The organism is Frankia sp. Mgl5 (assembly GCF_023242985.1).
GTDB classification, from domain to species: Bacteria; Actinomycetota; Actinomycetes; order Frankiales; family Frankiaceae; genus Parafrankia; species Parafrankia soli.
In genome coordinates this window covers 110,424-131,466 of sequence record NZ_JALKFY010000001.1, presented here as the reverse complement: position 1 = coordinate 131,466, position 21,043 = coordinate 110,424, and the positions used below count along the sequence as shown (strand labels likewise).

The 21,043-nt window shown below is 73.7% G+C and carries 19 protein-coding genes; 6 read left to right on the top strand and 13 right to left on the bottom strand.

Annotated features, from left to right (window positions below):
• Positions 1-3: 3 nt before the first annotated feature.
• From MXD62_RS00575 to hemL, 4 genes are all read right to left on the bottom strand, one after another.
• A complete protein-coding gene (locus MXD62_RS00575; RefSeq protein ID WP_308301177.1) occupies positions 4-633 on the bottom strand; it encodes a TlpA disulfide reductase family protein in 630 nt (209 codons plus the stop codon).
• Between the two features lie 271 nt (positions 634-904).
• A complete protein-coding gene (locus tag MXD62_RS00570; protein ID WP_248827517.1) occupies positions 905-1,825 on the bottom strand; it encodes a putative RNA methyltransferase in 921 nt (306 codons plus the stop codon).
• A gap of 22 nt (positions 1,826-1,847) precedes the next feature.
• The gene (locus tag MXD62_RS00565) at positions 1,848-2,492 is read right to left on the bottom strand and encodes a histidine phosphatase family protein (protein ID WP_020463546.1); all 645 of its coding nucleotides are present in this window, start codon (positions 2,490-2,492) and stop codon (positions 1,848-1,850) included.
• Positions 2,489-3,838 (bottom strand): glutamate-1-semialdehyde 2,1-aminomutase, encoded by a 1,350-nt coding sequence (gene hemL / locus MXD62_RS00560; RefSeq protein WP_248827516.1) that lies wholly within the window; start codon positions 3,836-3,838, stop codon positions 2,489-2,491. The genes MXD62_RS00565 and hemL overlap by 4 nt, the downstream gene beginning before the upstream one ends.
• Before the next feature lie 600 nt (positions 3,839-4,438).
• Between hemL and MXD62_RS00555 the strand changes: the two genes are divergently transcribed.
• From MXD62_RS00555 to MXD62_RS00540, 4 genes are all read left to right on the top strand, one after another.
• Positions 4,439-5,200 carry a PadR family transcriptional regulator gene (locus tag MXD62_RS00555; RefSeq protein ID WP_248827515.1) on the top strand — a complete coding sequence of 254 codons (762 nt, stop codon included), beginning with the start codon at positions 4,439-4,441 and terminating at the stop codon, positions 5,198-5,200.
• Between the two features lie 308 nt (positions 5,201-5,508).
• Positions 5,509-6,747, top strand: a complete 1,239-nt coding sequence (locus MXD62_RS00550) for an ATP-binding cassette domain-containing protein (RefSeq protein WP_248827514.1) — start codon at positions 5,509-5,511, stop codon at positions 6,745-6,747.
• Complete coding sequence (locus MXD62_RS00545) at positions 6,744-7,571, top strand: ABC transporter permease (RefSeq protein WP_285223913.1); 828 nt, start codon at positions 6,744-6,746, stop codon at positions 7,569-7,571. Before MXD62_RS00550 ends, MXD62_RS00545 begins: the two co-directional genes overlap by 4 nt.
• A 174-nt stretch (positions 7,572-7,745) precedes the next feature.
• On the top strand, positions 7,746-7,970 hold the full coding sequence (locus MXD62_RS00540) for a heavy-metal-associated domain-containing protein (protein ID WP_020463551.1): 225 nt from the start codon (positions 7,746-7,748) through the stop codon (positions 7,968-7,970).
• Between the two features lie 61 nt (positions 7,971-8,031).
• Here the strand turns inward: MXD62_RS00540 and hemB are convergent, their stop codons facing one another.
• The 6 genes from hemB to MXD62_RS00510 form a co-directional block, all read right to left on the bottom strand.
• A complete protein-coding gene (gene hemB, locus MXD62_RS00535) occupies positions 8,032-9,009 on the bottom strand; it encodes a porphobilinogen synthase (protein WP_248827513.1) in 978 nt (325 codons plus the stop codon).
• Between the two features lie 35 nt (positions 9,010-9,044).
• Positions 9,045-10,859 (bottom strand): uroporphyrinogen-III synthase, encoded by a 1,815-nt coding sequence (locus tag MXD62_RS00530; protein WP_020463553.1) that lies wholly within the window; start codon positions 10,857-10,859, stop codon positions 9,045-9,047.
• 2 nt (positions 10,860-10,861) lie between these two features.
• The gene (hemC, locus tag MXD62_RS00525) at positions 10,862-11,926 is read right to left on the bottom strand and encodes a hydroxymethylbilane synthase (RefSeq protein ID WP_248827512.1); all 1,065 of its coding nucleotides are present in this window, start codon (positions 11,924-11,926) and stop codon (positions 10,862-10,864) included.
• Positions 11,923-13,353 (bottom strand): glutamyl-tRNA reductase, encoded by a 1,431-nt coding sequence (locus tag MXD62_RS00520; protein ID WP_248827511.1) that lies wholly within the window; start codon positions 13,351-13,353, stop codon positions 11,923-11,925. Before MXD62_RS00520 ends, hemC begins: the two co-directional genes overlap by 4 nt.
• Positions 13,350-14,282, bottom strand: coding sequence for a redox-sensing transcriptional repressor Rex (locus MXD62_RS00515; protein WP_248827510.1), 933 nt, complete (start codon positions 14,280-14,282; stop codon positions 13,350-13,352). The genes MXD62_RS00520 and MXD62_RS00515 overlap by 4 nt, the downstream gene beginning before the upstream one ends.
• A 221-nt stretch (positions 14,283-14,503) precedes the next feature.
• Positions 14,504-14,959 (bottom strand): glutaredoxin family protein, encoded by a 456-nt coding sequence (locus MXD62_RS00510; RefSeq protein WP_248827509.1) that lies wholly within the window; start codon positions 14,957-14,959, stop codon positions 14,504-14,506.
• A 327-nt stretch (positions 14,960-15,286) separates the two neighbouring features.
• Between MXD62_RS00510 and MXD62_RS00505 the strand changes: the two genes are divergently transcribed.
• Positions 15,287-16,246 (top strand): sigma-70 family RNA polymerase sigma factor, encoded by a 960-nt coding sequence (locus MXD62_RS00505; RefSeq protein ID WP_248827508.1) that lies wholly within the window; start codon positions 15,287-15,289, stop codon positions 16,244-16,246.
• 189 nt (positions 16,247-16,435) lie between these two features.
• A complete protein-coding gene (locus MXD62_RS00500) occupies positions 16,436-17,320 on the top strand; it encodes an HAD family phosphatase (RefSeq protein ID WP_020463559.1) in 885 nt (294 codons plus the stop codon).
• A 46-nt stretch (positions 17,321-17,366) separates the two neighbouring features.
• Here MXD62_RS00500 and MXD62_RS00495 read toward each other — a convergent pair whose 3' ends face one another.
• From MXD62_RS00495 to MXD62_RS00485, 3 genes are all read right to left on the bottom strand, one after another.
• Entirely contained in the window at positions 17,367-18,701 is a 1,335-nt protein-coding gene (locus MXD62_RS00495) for a lysophospholipid acyltransferase family protein (RefSeq protein ID WP_368862291.1), read from the bottom strand.
• A gap of 38 nt (positions 18,702-18,739) precedes the next feature.
• Positions 18,740-19,780: an NAD-dependent epimerase/dehydratase family protein gene (locus tag MXD62_RS00490; protein ID WP_248827507.1), complete on the bottom strand. Its 1,041-nt coding sequence runs from the start codon at positions 19,778-19,780 to the stop codon at positions 18,740-18,742.
• 201 nt (positions 19,781-19,981) lie between these two features.
• Positions 19,982-20,818 carry an S-adenosyl-l-methionine hydroxide adenosyltransferase family protein gene (locus MXD62_RS00485; RefSeq protein WP_248827506.1) on the bottom strand — a complete coding sequence of 279 codons (837 nt, stop codon included), beginning with the start codon at positions 20,816-20,818 and terminating at the stop codon, positions 19,982-19,984.
• Positions 20,819-21,043 lie beyond the last annotated feature (225 nt).

Genomic DNA, 21,043 nt, shown 5'->3' with positions numbered 1-21,043 from the left:
GAACTAGACCTCCGTCCGGAGCCGCTCGAGCACGGTGGTCAGCTCCGCCGGCAGCACGCCACCGGTGAAGCGGGCGGCGATGCGGCCGTCCGCGTCGAGGACGAACGTCGACGGCAGGCCCGGGGCGACCGGCCAACCGGCGGCGAGCGTGCCGAGCCGGTCGACGATGCTCGGGTACCCGACCTTGAAGTCGCGGGTGAACGCCTTCGCGCTGGAGGCGTTGTCCTTCTCGTTCACCCCGACGAAGGCGACGTCCGAATTCCTGCCGGAGAGTGTGACGAGACCGGGGGTCTCCGCCCGGCACGGGGCACACCAAGAGGCCCAGAAGTTCACCACGACGGGCTTGCCGCGCAGCGAGGCGAGGTCGAGCTGGCTCCCGTCGAGCGTCGCGCCGGACATCCCCGGCGGTTCACGGCGGTCCGCGGCGGGCACGAAGTCCTGCCCGGGTGCCTGTTGAACGAATCCATAGCCCCCGCCACCCGTGGCGTCGACCTTGCTCGCGTTCGCCGAGCAGGCCGCGAGCCCGCCGCCGACCAGCAGCACGGCGGCGACCACGGCCATCACGCGGCGTTTCCGCCCAGTGTCCCGCTCCCAGCCCAGGATGAGCCCGCTCCTTTCGGCATCGTCCAGCATCGCCGACCTTCTACGACCAAGCGTAGAACTATGCCCTCCAGAGTAGGTGCCCCGTGAGCCGCACGCGTCAGGGCTTGGCCGCACAGGCCCCGGACATCCGTCCCAGGACCTTCGACTCGGCCCCGTGGCACTGACGCGATCCAGGCGCTCCGGCCCGGCCGGCACACCGGGACCGCCCACCTGGACCGCCCACCTGGACCGCCCACCGGGACCGCCCACCGGGCCGGCTGTGCCGGCGCCGCCGGTTCCGGCGCCGCCGGCCCGCCACAGGTCAGGCCTCGGGCGCCTGCGCGCGGTCGATGACGAAGGAGGCGGTGACGTCCATCGCGGCCCGGCCGGGGGGCCACACCGCGGCCAGGCGCCGGCGCAGCTCGGGCGCGCCCGTGTGATGCCCGGTGGGGCCCATGAGAGCCACGTCGACGACCTCGTCCACGCCGAGCTGGAGGGTACGGGTCAGCGTTTCGGACGAGAGCCGGTCGAACCGGCCGGACAGCTCGTCCGCCAGCCGTTCCCGCTTACCCGGCTGGACGCCGACGAGCCCGAGTGGCTCCCGCAGCTCCGCCAGGTGACCCTCGCCGGGGGTGACCAGAAGCAGCATGCCCCCCGGACACAGCAGCCGGCGCATCTCCGCGAGGTTGCGCGGCGCGAAGACGTCCAATAGGACGTCGACGGACGCGTCGGGCAGCGGCCAGCGGTCGGCCACGTCGAAGGCCACGGCACCGATTCGCGGATGGACCCGTGCCGCGCGGCGCAGCGCGTACTTCGACACGTCGACGGCGATCCCGAGCCGCCGCGGCCCCGCGTCCACGACGGCCGCGAGGTGGTGGGCGGTGCCGGCGCCGATCTCCAGCACGAGCTCGGGAGCACCGGCCGCCGGATCACCTGCCGCCGGGTGATCGGCTGGCGGAGCCTCGGCCGGTGCCCGCCCGCCCCCCGTCCGGGCCGCGGCAAGTTGGACCAAACGGGCGGTGAGCGGCGCGTAGTGGCCACCCCCGAGGAAGTCGACCCGGGCCTGGACCATCTCGGCGGTGTCCCCGGACACCCGGCGGGCCCGGCCCGTACGCAGGTTCAGGTAGCCGGACCGTTCGACGTCGAAGGAGTGCCCCGCGGCGCACCGCACGGCACCCGCCGGGTCGGCCAGGGGCGCCGCGCAGACGGGGCACCGCAGGAGGCGCAGGGCTGGATGGATCATCCGACGCGGTGGGGGCCGGCCCTCACGCGCCGACGGAGCCGGGCGCGTTGGCGGTGGGCCCGTTGGGCTCGCTGTACTCCACCCGGAGGAGCTCCCCGGACACGTAGACGGCCGAGGTGACGCTCGCCAACGCGCACTGCCGCCGGTCCGGGCGGTGCCACAGGTGCTGCTCCTCCAGCGCGCGCCGGGCGATCCACACCGGAAGCTGGTGGCTGACCAGGACGACGTGCCGGCCCCGATGGGCGTCCCGCCACTCGGCGACGCTGCCGAGCATGCGCCCGGCGATCTCCGTGTACGGCTCGCCCCAGGACGGTGTCAGCGGGTTGCGCAGCAGCTTCCACATCGCCGGATAGCGGAACACCGCGGGGCCCGCCTCGAAGGTCCTGCCCTCGAACGCGTTGCGGCTCTCGATCAGCCGCGGGTCGACCTGCAGCGGCACGCCGTGCGCCGCCGCGATCGGGGTGGCCGTCTGCTGCGCCCGGTCCAGCGGGCTCGCCACCACCGCGGCGACATCGAAGCCGGCCAGGTACTCGGCGGTGATCTTGGCCTGCCGCTCGCCGGTCTCGGAGAGCCGGTAGCCGGGCAGCCGACCGTAGAGCACCTTGCTCGGGTTGAACACCTCGCCGTGCCGGACGAGGTGCACGGTCGTGACCTCCGGCCCGCTCACACGGCCCCCCCGCCGACCGCGACCGGCGCGCCCACCGCCGCGGCGGCCCGGGCGGCCGCCGGGGCCGCCGCGGCGATCCGCTCGACCGCCTCGTCGTCGTGTGCCGCCGAGACGAACCACGCCTCGAAGGCCGACGGCGGCAGGTAGACCCCCGCGTCGAGCATGGAGTGGAAGAAGGCGGCGTAACGCTCGCTGGCCTGCCGCTTCGCGCCGGCGTAGTCGATGACCGCCGTCGCGTCGGTGAAGAACACGCTGAACAGCGACCCAGCGCTGTTGAGCAGGTGCGGGACGCCCTGCTCGTTCAGGGCGGTGGAGACGATGCCGGCGACGTCGGCGGCGCGCGCGTCGACCGTCGCGTAGACCTCGTCGGTGCAGGCGCGCAGCGTGGCGAGCCCGGCGGCCACCGCGAGCGGGTTCCCGGAGAGCGTCCCGGCCTGGTAGACGGGGCCGGCGGGGGCCAGTCGGGCCATCACGTCCGCCCGGCCGCCGAAGGCCGCGGCCGGCAGGCCGCCGCCCATCACCTTGCCGAAGGTGAACAGGTCGGGCACCCAGCCCTCCACGGCGCCCTCCAGGCCCCACCAGCCGGTGCGGGAGACGCGGAACCCCGTCATCACCTCGTCGAACACCAGCAGGGCGCCGTGGGCGTCGCACAGGCGCCGCAGGCCGGCGTTGAAACCGGGCAGCGGCGGGACGACCCCCATGTTCGCCGCGACGGACTCGGTGATGACCGCCGCGATCGTGTCGCCGCGCTCGGCGAAGGTCGCCTCGACCAGGGCGAGATCGTTGTAGGGCAGGACGATCGTGTCGGCGGTCGCCGCGCCGGTGACGCCCGGGGTGTCAGGCAGGCCGAGGGTCGCCACCCCGGAGCCGGCCGCCGCGAGCAGCGCGTCGACGTGCCCGTGGTAGCAGCCCGCGAACTTGACGATCGTGGGACGTCCGGTGAACCCCCGGGCCAGCCGGATCGCGCTCATCGTCGCCTCGGTGCCGGAGTTCACCAGGCGCACCTGTTCGACCGGGGCCACCCGCTCGACGATGAGCTCCGCGAGCTCCACCTCGCCGGGGGTGGGCGTACCGAAGCTGGTGCCCCGGGCCGCGGCCGCCGTGATCGCCTGGACCACGTCGGGATGGGCGTGGCCCAGGATCATCGGACCCCAGGAGCACACAAGGTCTACGTAGGTGCGGCCGTCGGCGTCGACGAGCCGCGGGCCGGACCCGGAGGTCATGAAGCGGGGAGTGCCCCCGACGGCGCGGAAGGCACGCACCGGCGAGTTCACCCCGCCGGGGACGACCCGCTGGGCCCGCCGGAAGAGATCATCGGATGCGGGTGCGGTAGACGGAACCACCATGCCCCCGATCCTCGCAGGTCTCGCCGCGAGCCCGCGCCCGGCGCGGGTGCTGCCGCGGATCCGGCGCCGGGAGCGGGGCCGGAGCGGTCGGCACCGACCGAGGCCGCCGGCGGACGGGGGTCTGCCCCGGCCGCCCACCGGCGGCGGCTCCCGGTTACCAACTTTCGTCCCGACCCGGCACCTGCGCGCCGGGGACGAACCAGACCCTAATCCTTCATCTACCCGGGTCTTGCTTGGCCGCCAGTGACGATGGTATGCCCCGCCGCGAACTCGACGGGCGCCCGGCGGACCTTGCGGGCCCGGTGGATGTCCTGATAATGCCGGAACCGGGCCCGGGGCGCCTCCGCCCGCACCGATGATCGATAGGCGCGGTTGTCCTAGGCGACCTTCCCCACACGGGCCACCGGCCCGACTCCCCCGCCAACCCAGGCCCGCCAGCCCAGGAACGGCGGTTGACCTTCAGCCATCCGAACCCTGATACTCGGCGGCGAGTAATCGGCGCCAAGCAGCACAGAAACACGGGACGCGGGCCAGCAGCCCAGGCACGGGCGGCAGGGGCACCGGGCGGCACGCGAGCCGCGGACGGAGGACGGAGAACTCATGGCACGGCGCAGGATGTCGAATCCGCTCGCCCTGGCCGTCCTGGCGCTGCTGAACGAGCGTCCGATGCACCCTTACGAGATCTCGACGACGCTGCGTGAGCGGCGCAAGGCCGACAGCATCAAGCTCAACTTCGGCTCGCTCTACACGGTCGTCGAGAGCCTGGAACGCGCCGGCTGCATCGTCGCGACCCGGACCGTGCGCGAGGGCCGCCGCCCGGAGCGGAAGATCTACGCGATCACCGACGCCGGACGGGTCGAGCTGGACGACTGGATGGCGGAGCTCGTCAGCACGCCGGTGAAGGAGTACACCCGCTTCGAGGCGGCCCTCTCACTGCTCCCCGTGCTGCCACCGGACGACGCCGTCCGCATGCTGAGCGAGCGGCGGCAGCGGCTGCTCGAGGAGTCCGAGGCGGCGAAGGCCACCGCGCGGCTGGCCACGGTCGAGAACCTGCCCCGGATCTTCCGCCTGGAGGGCGAGTACGTCGACGCCCTGCGGGACGCCGAGCTGCGCTTCGTGGACGCCCTCATCACCTCGATCGCCACCCGCGAGCTGGACGGCATCGAGCTCTGGGACGTCTTCCACGCCGACGCCGCCCGGCCGGAGGAGATGCACGCGCTGGTCACCGCGGTGAAGGAGAAGATCGCCGGAGGCCGGTGGGGCGAGCTGACACCGGCGCTGCTCGCCGAGATGGAGACGCTCTCCGGCAGGCCCGCGGCGATCGAGGGCGGCGGCGACACCACCGGCGGGGGGCCGCGATGACGACGTGACGACGACGGGTCCCCCGCACCGGTGCGGCAACACCGGCGCCGGGGACCCGCCCGGCGAGCGCCCGACCTCGCGGTGTTCCCACCGCGCGTACCGGACACCTTCCCAGGTCGACGATAACCGTCCCTGGTACGCGGCAAGGCCGGCTCCGCTCGCCCCGGACGGCGCCGCCACGGCGTCCGGCCCCGGGCACGGGCCGGACGCGGTCGGCGTGCGCCCTGACAGCGGCCGCGCCGGGATCACCCGGTGCGGCCTGGGCCTGCACCGCCCGAGCGGGCGGTATCACCAACCAGGGACATCCCATGGCAGCACCGTCCAAGGCGTCCGCCGCACCCGCGGCGGGCGCGACGCCCCGGGGGGCCGCGAGCCCGCCCGGCCCGACCGCGGCGATAACCGTCGCCGACCTGCACAAGTCGTACCCCGGCCGAGGACGCGGGGCCCGGCCCGTCCCGGCCCTGGCCGGCATCGGCTTCACGGTTCCGGCGGGAACGGTGTTCGGCCTGCTCGGGCCGAACGGGGCCGGCAAGTCGACCACCGTCAAAATCCTGAGCACGTTGTCCCGCGCGGACTCGGGCACGGCCAGCGTCGCCGGCTACGACGTCCGCCGCGATCCCGGCCTGGTACGCCGGTCGATCGGCCTGGTCACCCAGAAATCCGGCACGGATCTGGACGCCACCGGCCGGGAGAACCTCTGGCTACAGGGCCGCCTTTACGGGCTGGGCGGCTCCCGGCTGACCCGCCGGGTCGACGAGCTCCTCGACCGTTTCGACCTCGGCGCCGCTGCCGACCGGCTCGCCCGCACCTACTCCGGGGGGATGCTGCGCCGGCTGGACGTCGCCGTCGGCCTCGTCCACCGTCCGTCCGTGCTGTTCCTCGACGAACCGACGACGGGCCTGGACCCGCAGGCCCGGTCGGCCATGTGGCGGGAGATCGCCGACCTCACCGCCGACGGGCTGACCATCCTGCTGACCACGCATTACCTCGAGGAGGCCGACCGCCTCGCCGCCAGGGTCGCGATCGTCGAGGGTGGGCGCGTGGTCGTCGAGGGCAGTCCCGACACGTTGCGCAGCGAGCTGCGCGGTGACTCGGTGAACCTCGAGCTCGCCGCCCACCCGGAGGGCGACCGGACGCACGAGGGCGCCGAGCAGGCGGCCCGGGTTCGCGAGCTCCTCGCCGCCGTCCCCGGAGTGCTGGACGTGGCCGTCGAGGGCCGACAGGTACGCAGCCGGGTGTCCGGCGGCGCCGCGACCCTGCCGGCGGTCATCGCGGCGCTGGACGGCGCCGGGCTGGCGGTGGCGTCGGCGACGATCGCCAGGCCCTCCCTGGACGACGTCTACCTGCGCCACGTGGGGCGCCGCATGCGGCCCGAAGCCCGTTCCGGGGACCCGGACGCCGCCGCGAGCCCTCCGGACACCCCACCTATGCCGGACACCCCACGCACGCCGGACACCCCACGCACGCCGGTCACGCCGGGCACGGCAGGCCAGTCGGGCACGGCAGGCGAGCACGGCTCGGGCACCGGACAGGGGGACGTCCGATGAGCAGCTCCGTGCTGACGGGACCGGCGGCGGGGAGCGCCAGGCCGGCCCGCGTGTCCGGGGGCGGGCAGCTCGCCGCGTTCTTCGTGCGCAACGTGCGCGCGCTGCTGCGCCAGCCGGCCTACCTGTCGATCAGCCTGGTCCAGGCCGTGGTGTGGCTGCCGCTCTTCGGGTCGCTGTTCCGCGGAGTCGCGGACATACCCGGATTCGGCGACGACTCCTACTTCGACTACCTGACACCGGGCGTTGTGATGATGTCGGCGTTCTTCAGCGCCGGCTGGGCCGGGATGGGCTTCATCACGGACATGGAGCGCGGGGTCATGGACCGGATCCTCGCCGCCCCGGCGAGCCGCTGGGCGATCATCGGTGGCTGCCTTGCCTACCAGGCGCTGATGACGACCGTCCAGACCGTGATCATCCTGCTGCTCGGCTGGGCGCTGGGAACCGACTACGGGGGCGGTGCCGTCGGACTGCTCGTGCTGGTCCTGGTCGCGATCGCGCTCGGCACCGTGGTCGCCGCGCTGTCCATGGCGCTGGCGCTGCTCGTCCGCCGTGAGGAGTCACTGGTCGCGGCGACCAACTTCCTCGCGCTGCCGCTGACCTTCCTCTCGACGGCGATGATGTCCCGCGACCTGCTGCCCGGCTGGATCCGGCCGATCGCGCTCGCGAACCCGCTGGACTGGGCTGTCTCGGCGGCGCGCGAGACCATCGCCGCCGACCCGAACTGGGCACTGGCCGGCTGGCGGGTGGCCGCCCTGGCCGCCGCCGCCCTCACCGCCACCGCCCTGGCCACCCAGGCCTTCCGCGCCTACCAACGCTCCCTCTGACCAAACCGGCCTCCGGTCAGGCCGGGCGGCCCGATGTGTGGCGGGATGGCGCTTGCCGTTTTTCCTTGTGGCCCGTGTGACGCGACGGAGAACCCTACGGGGGGAGGGTATGGGCGTAGGGTTCGGTGGGTATTGGGAACCGTTCGGACGAAAGCATCGCGAGGAGGCGTCGCCATGTCCGTCACCAGCATCGTGACCACTTACAGCGTCACCGGGATGACCTGCGGGCACTGCGCCGCGGCGGTCAGCGAGGAGATCTCGCGGCTGCCTGTGGTGACGTCCGTGGACGCCGACGCTCCCAGTGGCCGGGTGGCCGTGACGAGCACCGGCGAGCTGGACGACGCGGCCGTCCAGGCCGCCGTCGAGGAGGCCGGCTACACCCTGACCGGCCGCCTCTGACCAACGCCTCCGGCCGCGGCCCGAACCTGGCGGCGGCCGGAGGCTGGCTGGTGGCTGGCGGCTAGCGGCGGGAGGTCAGCCGCTCCGCGACCTCGGCCGCCCAGTAGGTGAGGATGATGTCGGCTCCCGCCCGGTGGATGGCGGTAAGCGTCTCCATGATGACCCGGTCGCGGTCGAGCCACCCGTTGGCCGCGGCGGCCTCGACCATCGCGTACTCGCCGGAGACCTGGTAGGCGGCGACCGGGACGTCCACGGAGTCGGCGACCGCGCGCAGGACGTCCAGGTAGGCCAGGGCGGGCTTGACCATCACGGCGTCCGCGCCCTCGGCCAGGTCCAGCGCCACCTCGCGCAGCGCCTCACCGGCCGAACGGGCTGGATCCTGCTGGTAGCCGGCCCGGTCGCCGAACTGGGGGGCGCACAGGGCGGCCTCCCGGAACGGGCCGTAGAAGGCCGAGGCGTACTTCGCCGAGTAGGCCATGATCGGGATGTCGGTGTGGCCACCGCCGTCCAGGGCGGTGCGGATCGCCGCGACCTGGCCGTCCATCATGCCGCTGGGGGCGATCATCTCGACGCCGGCGGCGGCCTGGGCCAGCGCGATCTCGCCGTAGCGGACGAGGGTCGCGTCGTTGTCGACCTCGCCCGTGGCCGTGAGCAGGCCGCAGTGACCGTGGTCGGTGTACTCGTCCAGGCAGAGGTCAGCCATGATCACCGTGTCGCCGCCGACCTCGGACACGAGGTCGGCGATGGCGAGCTGGACGATGCCGGCCGGGTCGTCGGCGGACGAGCCGCGGGCGTCCTTGTGCTCGGGCACGCCGAACAGGATGATGCCGCCGACACCGGCCGCGGCCGCCTCAGCCGCCGCCTTGCGCAGCGAGGAACGGGTGTGCTGCACGACGCCGGGCATCGAGGAGATCGGGACCGGCTCGGTCACACCCTCCCGGACGAACATCGGCAGGATGAGGTCGGCGGGGTGCAGCCGGACGTCGGCCACCATCCGCCGCAGCGCGGCCCCGCGGCGCAGCCGCCGCGGGCGCGCCACGGGGAAACCGACGGCCGACCGCCCGGGCCCCGCGATCACCGCCGGGAACCCCGGCGCGGCTTGGGCAGCCTGGCGGCGAGCGGGCCGACCTTGCCGAGCTCCTCGCGGTGCTCGGCGGCGAACTCCGCCAGCGACGCGACGAGCGACGGGATCGACGCCTCGGTCGCCTGGACGTCCACCCGCAGGCCGAGCTCCTGGGCGGTCGCGGCCGTCGCCGGGCCGATCACCGCGATAACGGTGGTCTCGTGCGGCTTGCCGGCGATTCCGACCAGGTTGCGCACCGTGGAGGAGGAGGTGAAGACCACCGCGTCGACCCGGCCGCCCTTGAGGGCCTCGCGGATCGGCGCGGGCGGCGGCGCGGCGCGCACCGTCCGGTAGGCGGTGACGTCGTCCACCTGCCAGCCGCGGTCCTTGACGCCGGCGACGAGGGTGTCGGTGGCGATGTCGGCGCGCGGCAGGAGAACCCGGTCGAGCAGGTCGAGCGACTCGTCGAACTCGGGCCAGTCCTCGAGCAGGCCCTCGCTGGACTGCTGGCCGGCGGGCACCAGGTCGGGGCGGATACCGAAGGCGCGCAGCGCGTCCGCGGTGGCCTCGCCGATCGCGGCGACCTTGACGCCGGCGAAGGCGCGGGCGTCCAGGCTGCGCTCCTCGACCTTCTCCTGCACGGCCTTGACGGCGTTCACCGAGGTGAAGGCGACCCACTGGTAGCGGCCGGAGACCAGCCCGGTGATGGCGCGCTCCATCGGCGCGGCCGTCCGCGGCGGCTCGACGGCGATCGTCGGCACCTCCAGCGGACTCGCCCCGTGGGCGCGCAGCGAGTCGGAGAGGATCGCCGCCTGCTCCTTCGTCCGGGGCACCAGCACCGTCCAGCCGAACAGGGCGCGGGTCTCCCACCAGGACAGCTTCGCCCGGGTCGCGACGACCGGGCCGACGGAGATGATGACCTCGTTCGGCGGGTTCGCGGTGGCGTTGAGCATCGGCGCGACGTCGGCCTCGATCCGGTCGAGGGTCGAGGTGACGGTGCGCTGGTCGGTGGTCGTGCCGTCGACGGTGACCGCGACGGGGGTGTCACCGGCGCGGCCGTGCTCGACCAGCGCGGTCGCCACCTTGCCGATCTCGGTGGGGCCGGCGGTGACGATCAGCGTGCCGGGGGCCTGCGCGAGCGCGCCCCAGTCGACGTCGCCCGGTGTGGTGGGCACGCCGAGACCACCGAAGCCGGTAGGGGTGCCCAGGCCGAGGGGCGCGCCGAAGCCGCCGCCCACGCCCAGCGGGCCGCCGCCGAGGCTCGGCATCGACCGGCCGCCGAGGCGGGACGTCCCGAAGGGGGGCGGGGTGAGCGGGCCGACCGGGTCGCCGACGCCGAACGGTGAGGCCGAGGCGACCGAGCCCGAGGACGAGAAGACACCCGACGTGCTGGCGAAGGTGACCGGGCTGCCCGGCGCGACACCGGCGTAGGTCGCGACCGCGGCGGAGGTCGAGATACCGGGAACCACCCGGTAGGGGATCTTGGCCTTGGCCAGCGACTGCGCGTCCGCCGCGCCGATCCGGGTCAGCCACGGGTCCGAGGCGTAGAGCCGGACGACCTTGTCCCCGGCCCGTGCCCGGCTGACGACCGCGGCGGTCGCGGCCTCCGCGTCCCGCACCGGCTTCGGGGCGTCGAGGTCACCGATCCGCAGCACCTCGGCCGACAGCGACTCGACCACCTCGGACGGTACGTCCGGGTCGGCGACCACCACGTCGGCAGCGGTGAGAGTCTCCACGGCGAGGACCGTGAGCAGCCCCGGATCACGGGGACCGGCGCCCACAAGCGCGACCGGGGACACGGGCTTCTTGGTACGTCGGGTGGCCATGCTCAGCTTGTTCCCATCAGCGTGTGTGCTCCGGCGGACAACAGCTCGTCCGCGAGGCGCTGCCCGAGCGCCTCCGGGTCGACGGCAGAACCGGTGAGCTCGCGCCGCAGGACCCTGCCTCCATCCGGCGCGGCGACCACCGCCCGCAGGCGGATCTCACCCACGGCGGGCGCATCGTCACCGCCCGCGACCGGGCGTGCGTCGGTACCCGGAAGCACATGGGCCAGAGCACCTACCGGAGCGGTACAACCGGCCTCGATGCCCGCCAGGAAGGCACGCTCGGCTCGGACCGCGACGGAGGACGTTGCGTCGTCGAGCACAAACCGTAGCAGCTCCGCGAGCCCCTCATCGAAGCCCTGGCCCGCTTCTGGTCCGGTCTGGTCGTGGGCTGGTCCGCCGCCGGCCGGGGTGCGCACGCACTCGATCGCCAGCGCGCCCTGCCCGGGAGCGGGCAGCATCACCTCGGGTGAGATGATCTCGGTGACCGCGTCGAGGCGGTCGAGGCGGTCGAGGCCGGCGTGCGCGAGCACCACCGCGTCCACCTCGCCGTCGATGGCCTTCTTGATCCGGGTGTCGACGTTGCCGCGGATCGGGACGACCTCGAAGCCGTGGCCGAGCGCGAGCAGCTGGGCGGCCCGCCGCGGCGACCCCGTCCCGACCCGCGCGCCCGGACCCAGCTCGCTCAGGCGCCGGCCGCTGGGCGAGACGAGGACGTCCCGGGTGTCGGCCCGGCGCGGGACGGCGGCCAGGACGAGCCCGTCCGGGGTGGCCGTCGGCAGGTCCTTGAGCGAGTGGACCGCGAGGTCGATCTCACCGGCGAGCAGGGCGTCACGCAGCGCGCTGACGAAGACCCCCGTCCCGCCGATCTGACTGATCGCCACCTGCGACTGGTCACCCGCGGTGACGATGGGGACGAGCTCGACGGGATGGCGCAGCCGGGTCCGCAGCGTCTCGGCCACTTTCTCGGACTGAGCCCGCGCCAGCGCGGAACGCCGGGTGCCCAGTCGCAGCGGCCGCCCTGCCAGGAGCGCGTGCGCTCGTGCCTCGGGCCCTCGGGTCACTGTCACGTTCTCTCCACCAGATCCAGATCAGGGGCGGAGACGATGGCCGGCACGTCACGCGGCAGGTCGAAGAGCTCGCGCAGGGCCTCGGCGTAGGAGTCACCACCAGGCGCCTCGGCGAGCTGCTGGACGCGCACCGTGGGCGCATGCAGCAGCTTGTCGACGACCCGCCGCACAGTGCCGGAGACCATGTCCCACTCACGGTTGTCAAGGTCGGGCAGGCGGGTGCGCAGCCGGTCCAGCTCGTCGCGCACCACCGCCGCCGCGTGGGCCCGCAGCGCCACCACGGTCGGGGCGACCCGCTCGGCACGCCGCCGGTCGAGGAACCCGGCCACCTCGGCGGTCACGAGGGCCCGGACGGCCTCCACGTCATGGGCCACCTGCGCCCCGTCCAGGGCGACCCGCAGGGCCTCGATGTCGATCAGGGTCACCCCGGGGAGCTCGCGCACCGCCGGGTCGATGTCGCGCGGCAGCGCGAGGTCGAGGAAGACCAGCGGCCGGGCGCCGCGGCCCGCCAGCGAGGCGCGCACCGCGTCGTGGCCGACGACGAGCCCGGAGGCTCCGGTCGACGAGATCACGAGATCCGCGCGGCCGACCTCGTGGGCGATCTCGGCCAGCCCGACCGCGCGGGCGTCGTGCAGATCGGCGACCCGGGCCGCGCGGGCCGCCGTCCGGTTCGCGACGACGACGTCACCGGCGCCGGCCCGGCGCACGGTCTGGGCCGCCAGCGAACCGACCGCACCGGCCCCGATGATCAGCACCCGGGCCCCGGCGAGCGGGGCGGGGCCCGCCACCTCGACCGGGGCCGTCAGCTCGGGGCGCAGCAGCGCCTCCACCGCGTCACCCGGGTCGCATCCGGGGGACGCGACGGGCGCGACGAGCATGTCCGGCCGGCGGGCCTGCAGGTCGAAGGCGGCCATCCGGACGCCGACCGAGACGATCGAGGCCCCCGCGGCGTCGATGGAGGTCTCGGTGTGAGCCCGCTTGCCGACCCGCAGCGCGGTCTGGAACAGGTTGGCGAGCGTGCCGCTGGTCACCTCGGCAGACTGGGCCAGCCGGAACGCGGCGCGGACCTGGCCGAGGATCTGCGTCTCGCCGACCAGCATCGAGTCGAGGCCGCAGACCACCGAGAAGAGGTGGCTGACGGCGCGGGCCTCATGGTGGACGTACAGGTGCGAGGCGAGATCGGTCAGCGGTACCCCGCACACCCGGCTCAGCTGGTCGGAGATGTCGGCCAGACCGCCGTGGAAGGTCTCCACCTCGGCGTAGATCTCGGTGCGGTTGCAGGTGGAGAGCAGCACCGCCTCGCTGAGATGATCCGCCGCGACGAGGTCGTGCAGCACCTTCGGCGCGTCGTCGGCGGAGACCGCGGCGAGCTCGAGCAGCGAGGTCGGGGCCGTCCGGTGGTTCAGGCCCACCGCGAGCAGGCTCACTCCGCCTCACCCCCGTGAGTGGCGGCCGGCATCGGCACCTCCGGCGCCTGCGCCGTCCGTGCCGCCTCCGGTGCCTGTGCCGCCTGTGCCGCCCGCGACTGCCGCGCCACCGGCCGCGCCAGCGGTGAAGGCTGCGCCAAGGGTGACGGTGGCACCATCCGACGGGTCATCCGCACGACCTCACCAGCCTCGTCATCCACGAATCCGCCCGACCCCGGCTGATCGCCGACCACCACGCCCCCCGCGCCGGGGGCCCGGCCTGGCGACGGACGTTTACGCGCTTCGTGAAAGGAGAGAATCTGCAGTTCCAGGGCAAGGTCGACCTTACGCACATCCACTCCCTCGGGCACCGAAAGCACCGTGGGGGCGAAGTTCAGGATGCTGGTCACGCCCGCTGCCACGAGGCGGTCGCAGACGCTCTGCGCCGCGGCCGCCGGCGTGGAGATCACGCCGATGGTCACCTGGCAGTCCTCGATGACCGCCTCCAGCTCGTCGACCGGGCGAACGACGACCTCACCGACCCGCTCACCCACCCTGGACGGATCAGCGTCCACCAATGCCGCGATGCGGAACCCTCGGGCATGGAAGCCGCCGTATCCGGCAAGTGCATGCCCGAGGTTACCCACGCCAACGAGGACAACCGAGCGGTCTTCGGTCAGGCCGAGCTCGGCCGATATGCACTCAAGGAGCACACCCACGTCGTACCCGACTCCGCGCGTGCCGTACGAGCCGAGCTGGGAGAGGTCCTTGCGTACCTTCGCCGACGTCACGCCGGCGGCCGCGGCGAGCGTGTCCGAGGACACCGTGTGCACGCCGCGCTCGCCGAGCGCCGTCAGCACACGGAGGTAGAGGGGCAACCTGGCCACCGTCGCCTCGGGCACCGGCGACCGCCCCGGTACCCGCCCGGCACCCCGCCGAGGTTGACCCATCCGCGGCTCCCGACGTTGCTCGACAGTGCGGGCCGGCGGCACTACCGCCCGATGCCGACCTCTGGGCCGGTCCTGATTCCGGCCTCGCAGCCGGCCTCAGCGGCGGCCGCGACGCCGGCCCGGAGGCCGGTGCGGGCCGAACGGGCGTGCCCGACCCGGCGGTCACCGCGGCCGACGACCGCATCTGCGGACCCGTCGAGTCTACGACTTCGTGAAGGGATTCACGAAGTTCCCGATGCGGGGCTCCTGCCGGACCGGCCTGAGCCACCGGACCTGCCGGTCAGCCAGGACCACCGGTCACCGGCGAGCGCACGCCGCAGCCGCTGCTCCTCCACCCGCCAGTAGCCGTGCTCCCGGCCGTCGACCAGGATCACCGGGACCCGGTCGCCGTAGGTGTCCGCCGTGCGCGGGTCGGCGTCGACGTCGAGCTCCCGCCAGCCGGCCCCGACATCGGCGCTCACCCGCTCGATCACCTGGCGCGCGTCGTCGCACAGGTGGCAGCCCACCCGGGTGAGCAGGGTGATCCGGACGCCGGGCACCTCGCCACCGGCGGCGCCGTCACCGGCAGGGCTGTCGGCGGCGACGTGGTCACCGGCGACATGCGCGGGGGTCGATGTGGCCCCTTGGGGGCCCTGTTCGTGGTTGGGCCCGGACGTCCCGGCGGCGACCTCGGTCATCTCATCGACGATAGTCCCCCGCCACAGCAGGGATACTGCCCCTGCGTGGCCGCCCCGACAGTCGCCGGTAACCGGGCTCACGGTACGGTTCCCAGTCCCCACCGTCAGCCAACCGGCTACAGCCAGCTACTCGGCGACTATGGTGGAGTCGTTGTCCGGCCATCCTCCGCACCTCGGCCGGCACCGAAGTACCACGCGCCACCAGGCCAACACACCAGGTCACCGCGACACGACGGCAGGTCACCAGAGCACCACGGCAGTGACCCGGCCCCGCCCCTCGCCCGCGAAGATCGCGACCGCCCGCGACGTCCATGTTCGGGAGCCCGCATGCGCCTGCCCGCGGCACCGGCCACCCTGCCCGCGGCACCGGCGGCGCCACGGTGGGCACTCGCCCCGGCCGCGGCGCGGTCGACCTTCGCCCCGGCGACGGCGCGCCGGGGCCTCACTCCGGCCGCGGCGCGGTGGGCCCCTGCCGCGGCGGCGCCGTCCCAGTTCGGCGACCCGCTGGCCGTCGGCGTCGCCACCCTGCGCGCGGAGATCGCCCGTGCCCACCGGGCAGGGCTGCTCGGCGTGCTCCCGGTGCTGCTGGGCGCCGCGATGGCCACCGCCCGGACGGCGACCGCTCACTCCATCCGGGTCGAGCCGGCCGGGCCGCGCACGAAGGACGTCCGTCCCTTCACCGACGGTCCAGCGGACGGTCTGGGCATGCCCGACCCGCGCAGGGACGCCGATCTCGTCGGTCGGGCGATCCGCGGGGAGCGGGAGGCCTTCGGCCTCATCTACGACCGGTACGCCGAGTTCCTCTACCGCTACGCCTACTACCGCGTCGGCGGCAACCGCGCGGTGGCCGAGGACGTGGTCTCCGAGACGTTCCTACGGGCGCTGACCCGGATCTCGACCTTCGAGTGGCAGGGCCGCGACATCGGGGCCTGGCTGGTCACCATCGCCCGCAACCACATCGTGGACCTCGCCCGCTCGGGCCGGGCCCGGCTGGAGTTCCCGACCGCCGACCTGCTCGCGGCCGCGGACGGCCGCCCGGGCGCGGGCGCCGCCGTTCCCGGCCCGGAGGACGCGGTGCTGGCCGCGCTGGACATCCGCGAGGTGCTCGAGGCACTGGGAACACTCGGGCCGGAGCAGCGGGAGTGCGTGACGCTGCGGTTCCTCGAGGGGCTGTCCGTCCGGGAGACCGCGCGGGCGATGAACAAGAAGGAGGGCGCGGTGCGTGCGCTGCAGCTACGGGCCGTGCGGACGCTGGCCCGGCATCTGCCCACGGCGCGCACCGACTGACTGTTCGCGCCGACTGACCGCGGATGGCCCACCATGCGGTCCCGGCGGCGCCGCGGGTCGTAGGCTGACCACACGGCGCGGCACTCGACGCGGCCGGGCAACCAGATTCGCTCCGGATGTCGGCGGGCGTGGCCAGGACCGGGCCGGTCGGCCACCGGCGACGGCGACCGGACCGGCACGGAGATGACCATGAGAGTGCGACGACGCAAGGATCACCTGGGTGGCCGCGAGGCCGCGGAGGCGGCGGCGACGGCCGCGCTGAAGGTGGCCGCCGAGGAGGTGGCCAAGGCCCCGCCGGACGAGTCCGCCGCCGCCTTCTTCGACGTCGACAACACGATGATGGCCGGCGCGTCCATCTTCTACTTCGCCCGCGGGCTGGCCGCCCGCGACTTCTTCGACTCCCGTGACCTGCTGAAGTTCGGCTGGCAGCACGTCAGCTACCGGCTGCGCGGCCTGGAGGACCCGAACGGGATGCGGGACGCCCGGGAGGCGGCCCTGGCGTTCGTCGCCGGACGCAGCGTGACGGACATCGTCCGGTACGGCGAGGAGATCTACGACGAGCGGATGGCCCAGCAGATCTACTCGGGCACCCACGCCCTGGCCCAGCAGCACCTCGACGCCGGGCAGCGGGTCTGGCTGGTCACCGCCACCCCGGTGGAGCTGGCCTCGATCATCGCCCGGCGGCTGAGCCTCACCGGCGCGCTGGGCACCGTCAGCGAGGTGGCGGACGGCAAGTACACCGGGCACCTCGTCGGGGAGCCGCTGCACGGGCCGGCCAAGGGCGCGGCCGTGCAGGCGCTGGCCGAACGGGAGGGCCTCGACCTGTCCCGCTGCTGGGCCTACTCCGACTCGGTGAACGACCTGCCGATGCTCTCCCTCGTCGGCCATCCCGTGGCCATCAACCCGGACCCGGACCTGCGCGCCGTCGCCAAGGAGCGCGGCTGGCTGATCAAGGACTTCCGGACGGCCCGCAAGGCGGCCAAGATCGGCATCCCGACGGCCGCCGGGATCGGTGCCCTCGGCGGCGGCGTCGCTGCCGGCATGGCGCTGCGCCGCCGCTACGGCGGAACCTGACGGTCAGGATGACGCGGGCCCGGCGGAGGCCGTCGGGCCGCGGCGATCAGAAGAACACCGAGCGGCGCTGCATCAGCAGGCCGTACAGCGTGTGCTGGATCGTCTCGCGGATGCGGTCGGTGAGCTCGAAGACGAGCATCGGGTCCTCGGCCGCGGCCTGCGTGTACTCGGTGGTGTCCACCGGCTCACCGAACTCGATGATCCACTTGCTCGGCAGCGGGACGAGCCCCAGCAGCCCCAGCCAGGGGAAGGTCGGCGTGATCGGGAGGTAGGGCAGCCCCAGCAGCCGCGCCAGTGTCCTGGCGTTGCCGACCATCGGGTAGATCTCCTCGGCGCCCACGACCGTGCACGGGACGATCGGCACCCCGGTACGCAGCGCCGCGGAGACGAACCCGCCGCGGCCGAACCGCTGGAGCTTGTAGCGGTCGCTGAACGGCTTGCCGATGCCCTTGAAGCCCTCCGGCCACACCCCGACCAGATGCCCCGCTCCCAGCAGACGCTCGGCGTCCGCCTGGCAGGCGAGGGTGTTGCCGGTCTTGCGGGCCAACGGCGCGAGGAACGGCAGGGCGAACACCAGGTCCGCGGCCAGCATCCGCAGGTGACGGTGGGCCGGGTGGTGGTCGAGAATCGCCAGGGCGGTCATCAGCGCGTCGAGGGGTACCGTCCCCGAGTGGTTCGAGACGACGAGCGCCCCGCCCTTGTCCGGGATGTTCTCCAGGCCCCGGGTCTCGACCCGGAAGTAGCTCCGGTAGATCGGGCGCAGCAGCGGCGCCACGATGTGCTCGGTCAGGTCGGGGTCGAAGCCGTGCTCGTCCACCGTGTAGTCCCCGGTGATGCGGCGCCGCAGGAAGGCGAGCAGCTCGGCGAGCACCCGCTCCAGCTCACCGGCGTCCGCGGCCGGCTCGGCCGGTGGCCCGACCGCCTCGCCACCAGGATCCGCGCCGCTACCAGGGCCCGCCTTGCCGCCAGGGCCGGTGCCGGTGCCGGTGCCGGCACCGGCCGGGCCGCCCGGACCGCCCGCATCACGTGAACGGTCGGCACCGTCGGCACCGCGAGAACGGCCGGCGGCGTCAGCACCGCCTGGACGGTCGGCGCCGTTCGGGCCGCTCGAGCCGTTCAGAGCACCGGCACCTTCCCGGCCGGGGAGGGCGGCCAGGTCATCGAGGCCGTCGAGGCCCGCCCGCGTTCCGGGCTCGCGCTGGCTGCCGGTGCCGGCCCGGCTGGAACCGGATCGTCCGGAACCAGGCCGGACCGTCCGACTCGCGGCGCCGGTCGCGCGCGCGCTCGTCCCGTTGGGCGAGCGCCTGGTCCCCTCGGGTCGCGGCGGCGGCGGACCGGCCGCCCCCGGGGGACCGGCGCGTCCATCCGGTGGCATCGGCACGTCGGCCCCTCTCCGCGAGCTGGTGTCCCGCTCGCCCATCAGGACGTGCCGAGCAGCCGACGTCGGGCGAGCACGCCCTGAAGGCCGTGCTCCACCCGCGAGACCAGCTCGTGGTCGATGGTGAACCGCAGTCCGCGGTCCTGGACGAAACTGTCGAACGTCGCGACGGTCGTGTACTGAGGAACGTATCCGAACACCTCTTTGAGCTTGGTGGTGTCCACCGCGCGCCCGTGCGCGAGGAACCCGAGCTGCTCGGAGGAGAAGTCGACGAGCCGCAGCCGGCGGGCGATGTTGCCCAACGACCCGATCGCGGGGAAGGGCACCGGCAGCGCCGGCCGCCCGGCCCGCCGGATCGCCTGCGAGAGCAGGAGCACGCCGTCCCCGGCCACGTTGAAGGTGCCGGCGTGGGTCTCCCGGGTGGCCTTCAGGAGTACCGCCATCGCGTCGTCGGAGTGCAGCAGCTGAATCCGCGGGTCGAAGCCGAGGACCGTCGGGACCAGCGGGAGGTCGAGGTACCGCGCGAGCGGGCTGTCCACTCGCGGGCCGAGCACGTTCGCCAGGCGCAGCACCGTCACCGCGATGTCGGGGCGCCTCCGGCCGAAGCCTCGGACGTACCCCTCGACCTCGACGGCATCCTTGGCGTAACCGCCGCCGGGAAGGCCGCGCGGTTCCATCTCCTCGGTGAACAGCGCGGGGTCGCGCGGCGACGAGCCGTAGATCGACGTCGTCGACTTCACCACCAGTTTCTTCACCCCGGGGGTCTTCTGGCAGGCGGCGAGGAGCTGCATCGTCCCGATGACGTTGATCTCCTTCATCGCCGTGCGCCCGCCGGCGCCGAGCGGCGTGGCGAGCACACTCAGATGCAGGACGGTGTCGATGGCGGCGGTGGAGATGACCTTCGCGATCAGCGGGTTTCGGATGTCCACCCGAACGAACTGGGTCCGGCCGAGATCCGCCGTCGGGGCGATGGTGTCGACCCCGACCACGTCGACGATCTCGGGGTCAGCGGCGAGTGCGGCCGCGACCTCGGCGCCCAGCGGACGCGACACCCCTGTCACAAGCACGCGACGTGGCCTCATGGTCGCCTCCCCGGCATGACCTACCGACTCGGCCAGCGGCCGGCCTCGCGGGGTCATCGTACGCCGCGCACCACCCTCATCGCTGCGTAGCGTCACATCAAAGCGCATGAACAACTACGGAAAGTAGCAAGACTGTGGTCGGGCGACGCACGACACGGGATGCCAGTCGTGTCAGACCCGCTCGCGCACCACGCTCCGGCGTCAGGCGAGCCCACGCACCGCGCTCACCGGGATCCGGGCGCCGTCCCGGGGGACCTGGGCGACGACGACGGCGTCGCCGCGCCGCAGGCGCAGCACCTCGGCCGCCCGCCCGCAGTTCACCGCGATCATGACCTGGCGCAGCGCGTCCTCGCAGAGCGCGATCTCGCCGGGCGGGACCTCGCCGTAGGTGTGCGCGAAGGGCATGGTGAGCAGCCGACCGTCGGCGCGCACCTCCACCCTGTCCCCGAGCAGGATGCCGGCGGCCTCGAGCTCGGCCCTGGTCATGTTCAACGAGAGGTTCCCGAAGTGGTCCACCGAGACCACCTCGCCGTGGACGTGGTCGTCGTCCACGTGGCACACCCGTGGCTCCACGACGACCAGCTCCCCCGGGTCGATCCTGGGGCCGACGTCAGCCGGAGGCAGGCCCGTCGCGAGCCGCGCCACGACCGGCGCGTAGACGTCACGGCCGCGGAAGACGGCGGTGGGCAGCGGGAGCCAGAGGTCCGGATTGGAGATCTCGTAGGCCTCCTCGACGCCACCCAGGGCCTCCCAGCCCAGCGAGGCGACGCCGTTGTCCGGGGCGACGAACGTCGATCCGTCCGCGGCGCGGGCGACGACACCGCGGGTGTAGCCGCTGGCGTCGAGCTGCTCGACGACCACGAGGTGGATTCCCGTCGGCAGGTAGCCGACCGCGCCGACCAGCGTCACGGCCGCCTGGCCGATGTCCTGCGGCGCGATCGAGTGGCACAGGTCGAGGACCCGGGCGTCCGGCGCGTGCCGGGCGATGATCCCGTGACAGACGCCGACGTAGGCGCCGTCAACTCCGTAGTCGGACATGAATGTGATCCACGCGCTGCCCATGTGACCCCCTGTGCCCGGACGGCGTCGTTGCCGGCCGTGCAACCAGCCTGCCATACGGTCACCAGAACCGCATGGATGAGCACACAGCGTGAAACGGGTCTGTTACTCGGCTGTCCGGGCCGGGACAGCGGCCGCAGCGGGCCGACGTGAGTGGGCCTGACCGCGGGAACCGTGGCCTGACGGTGGGAACCGTGGCAGCCG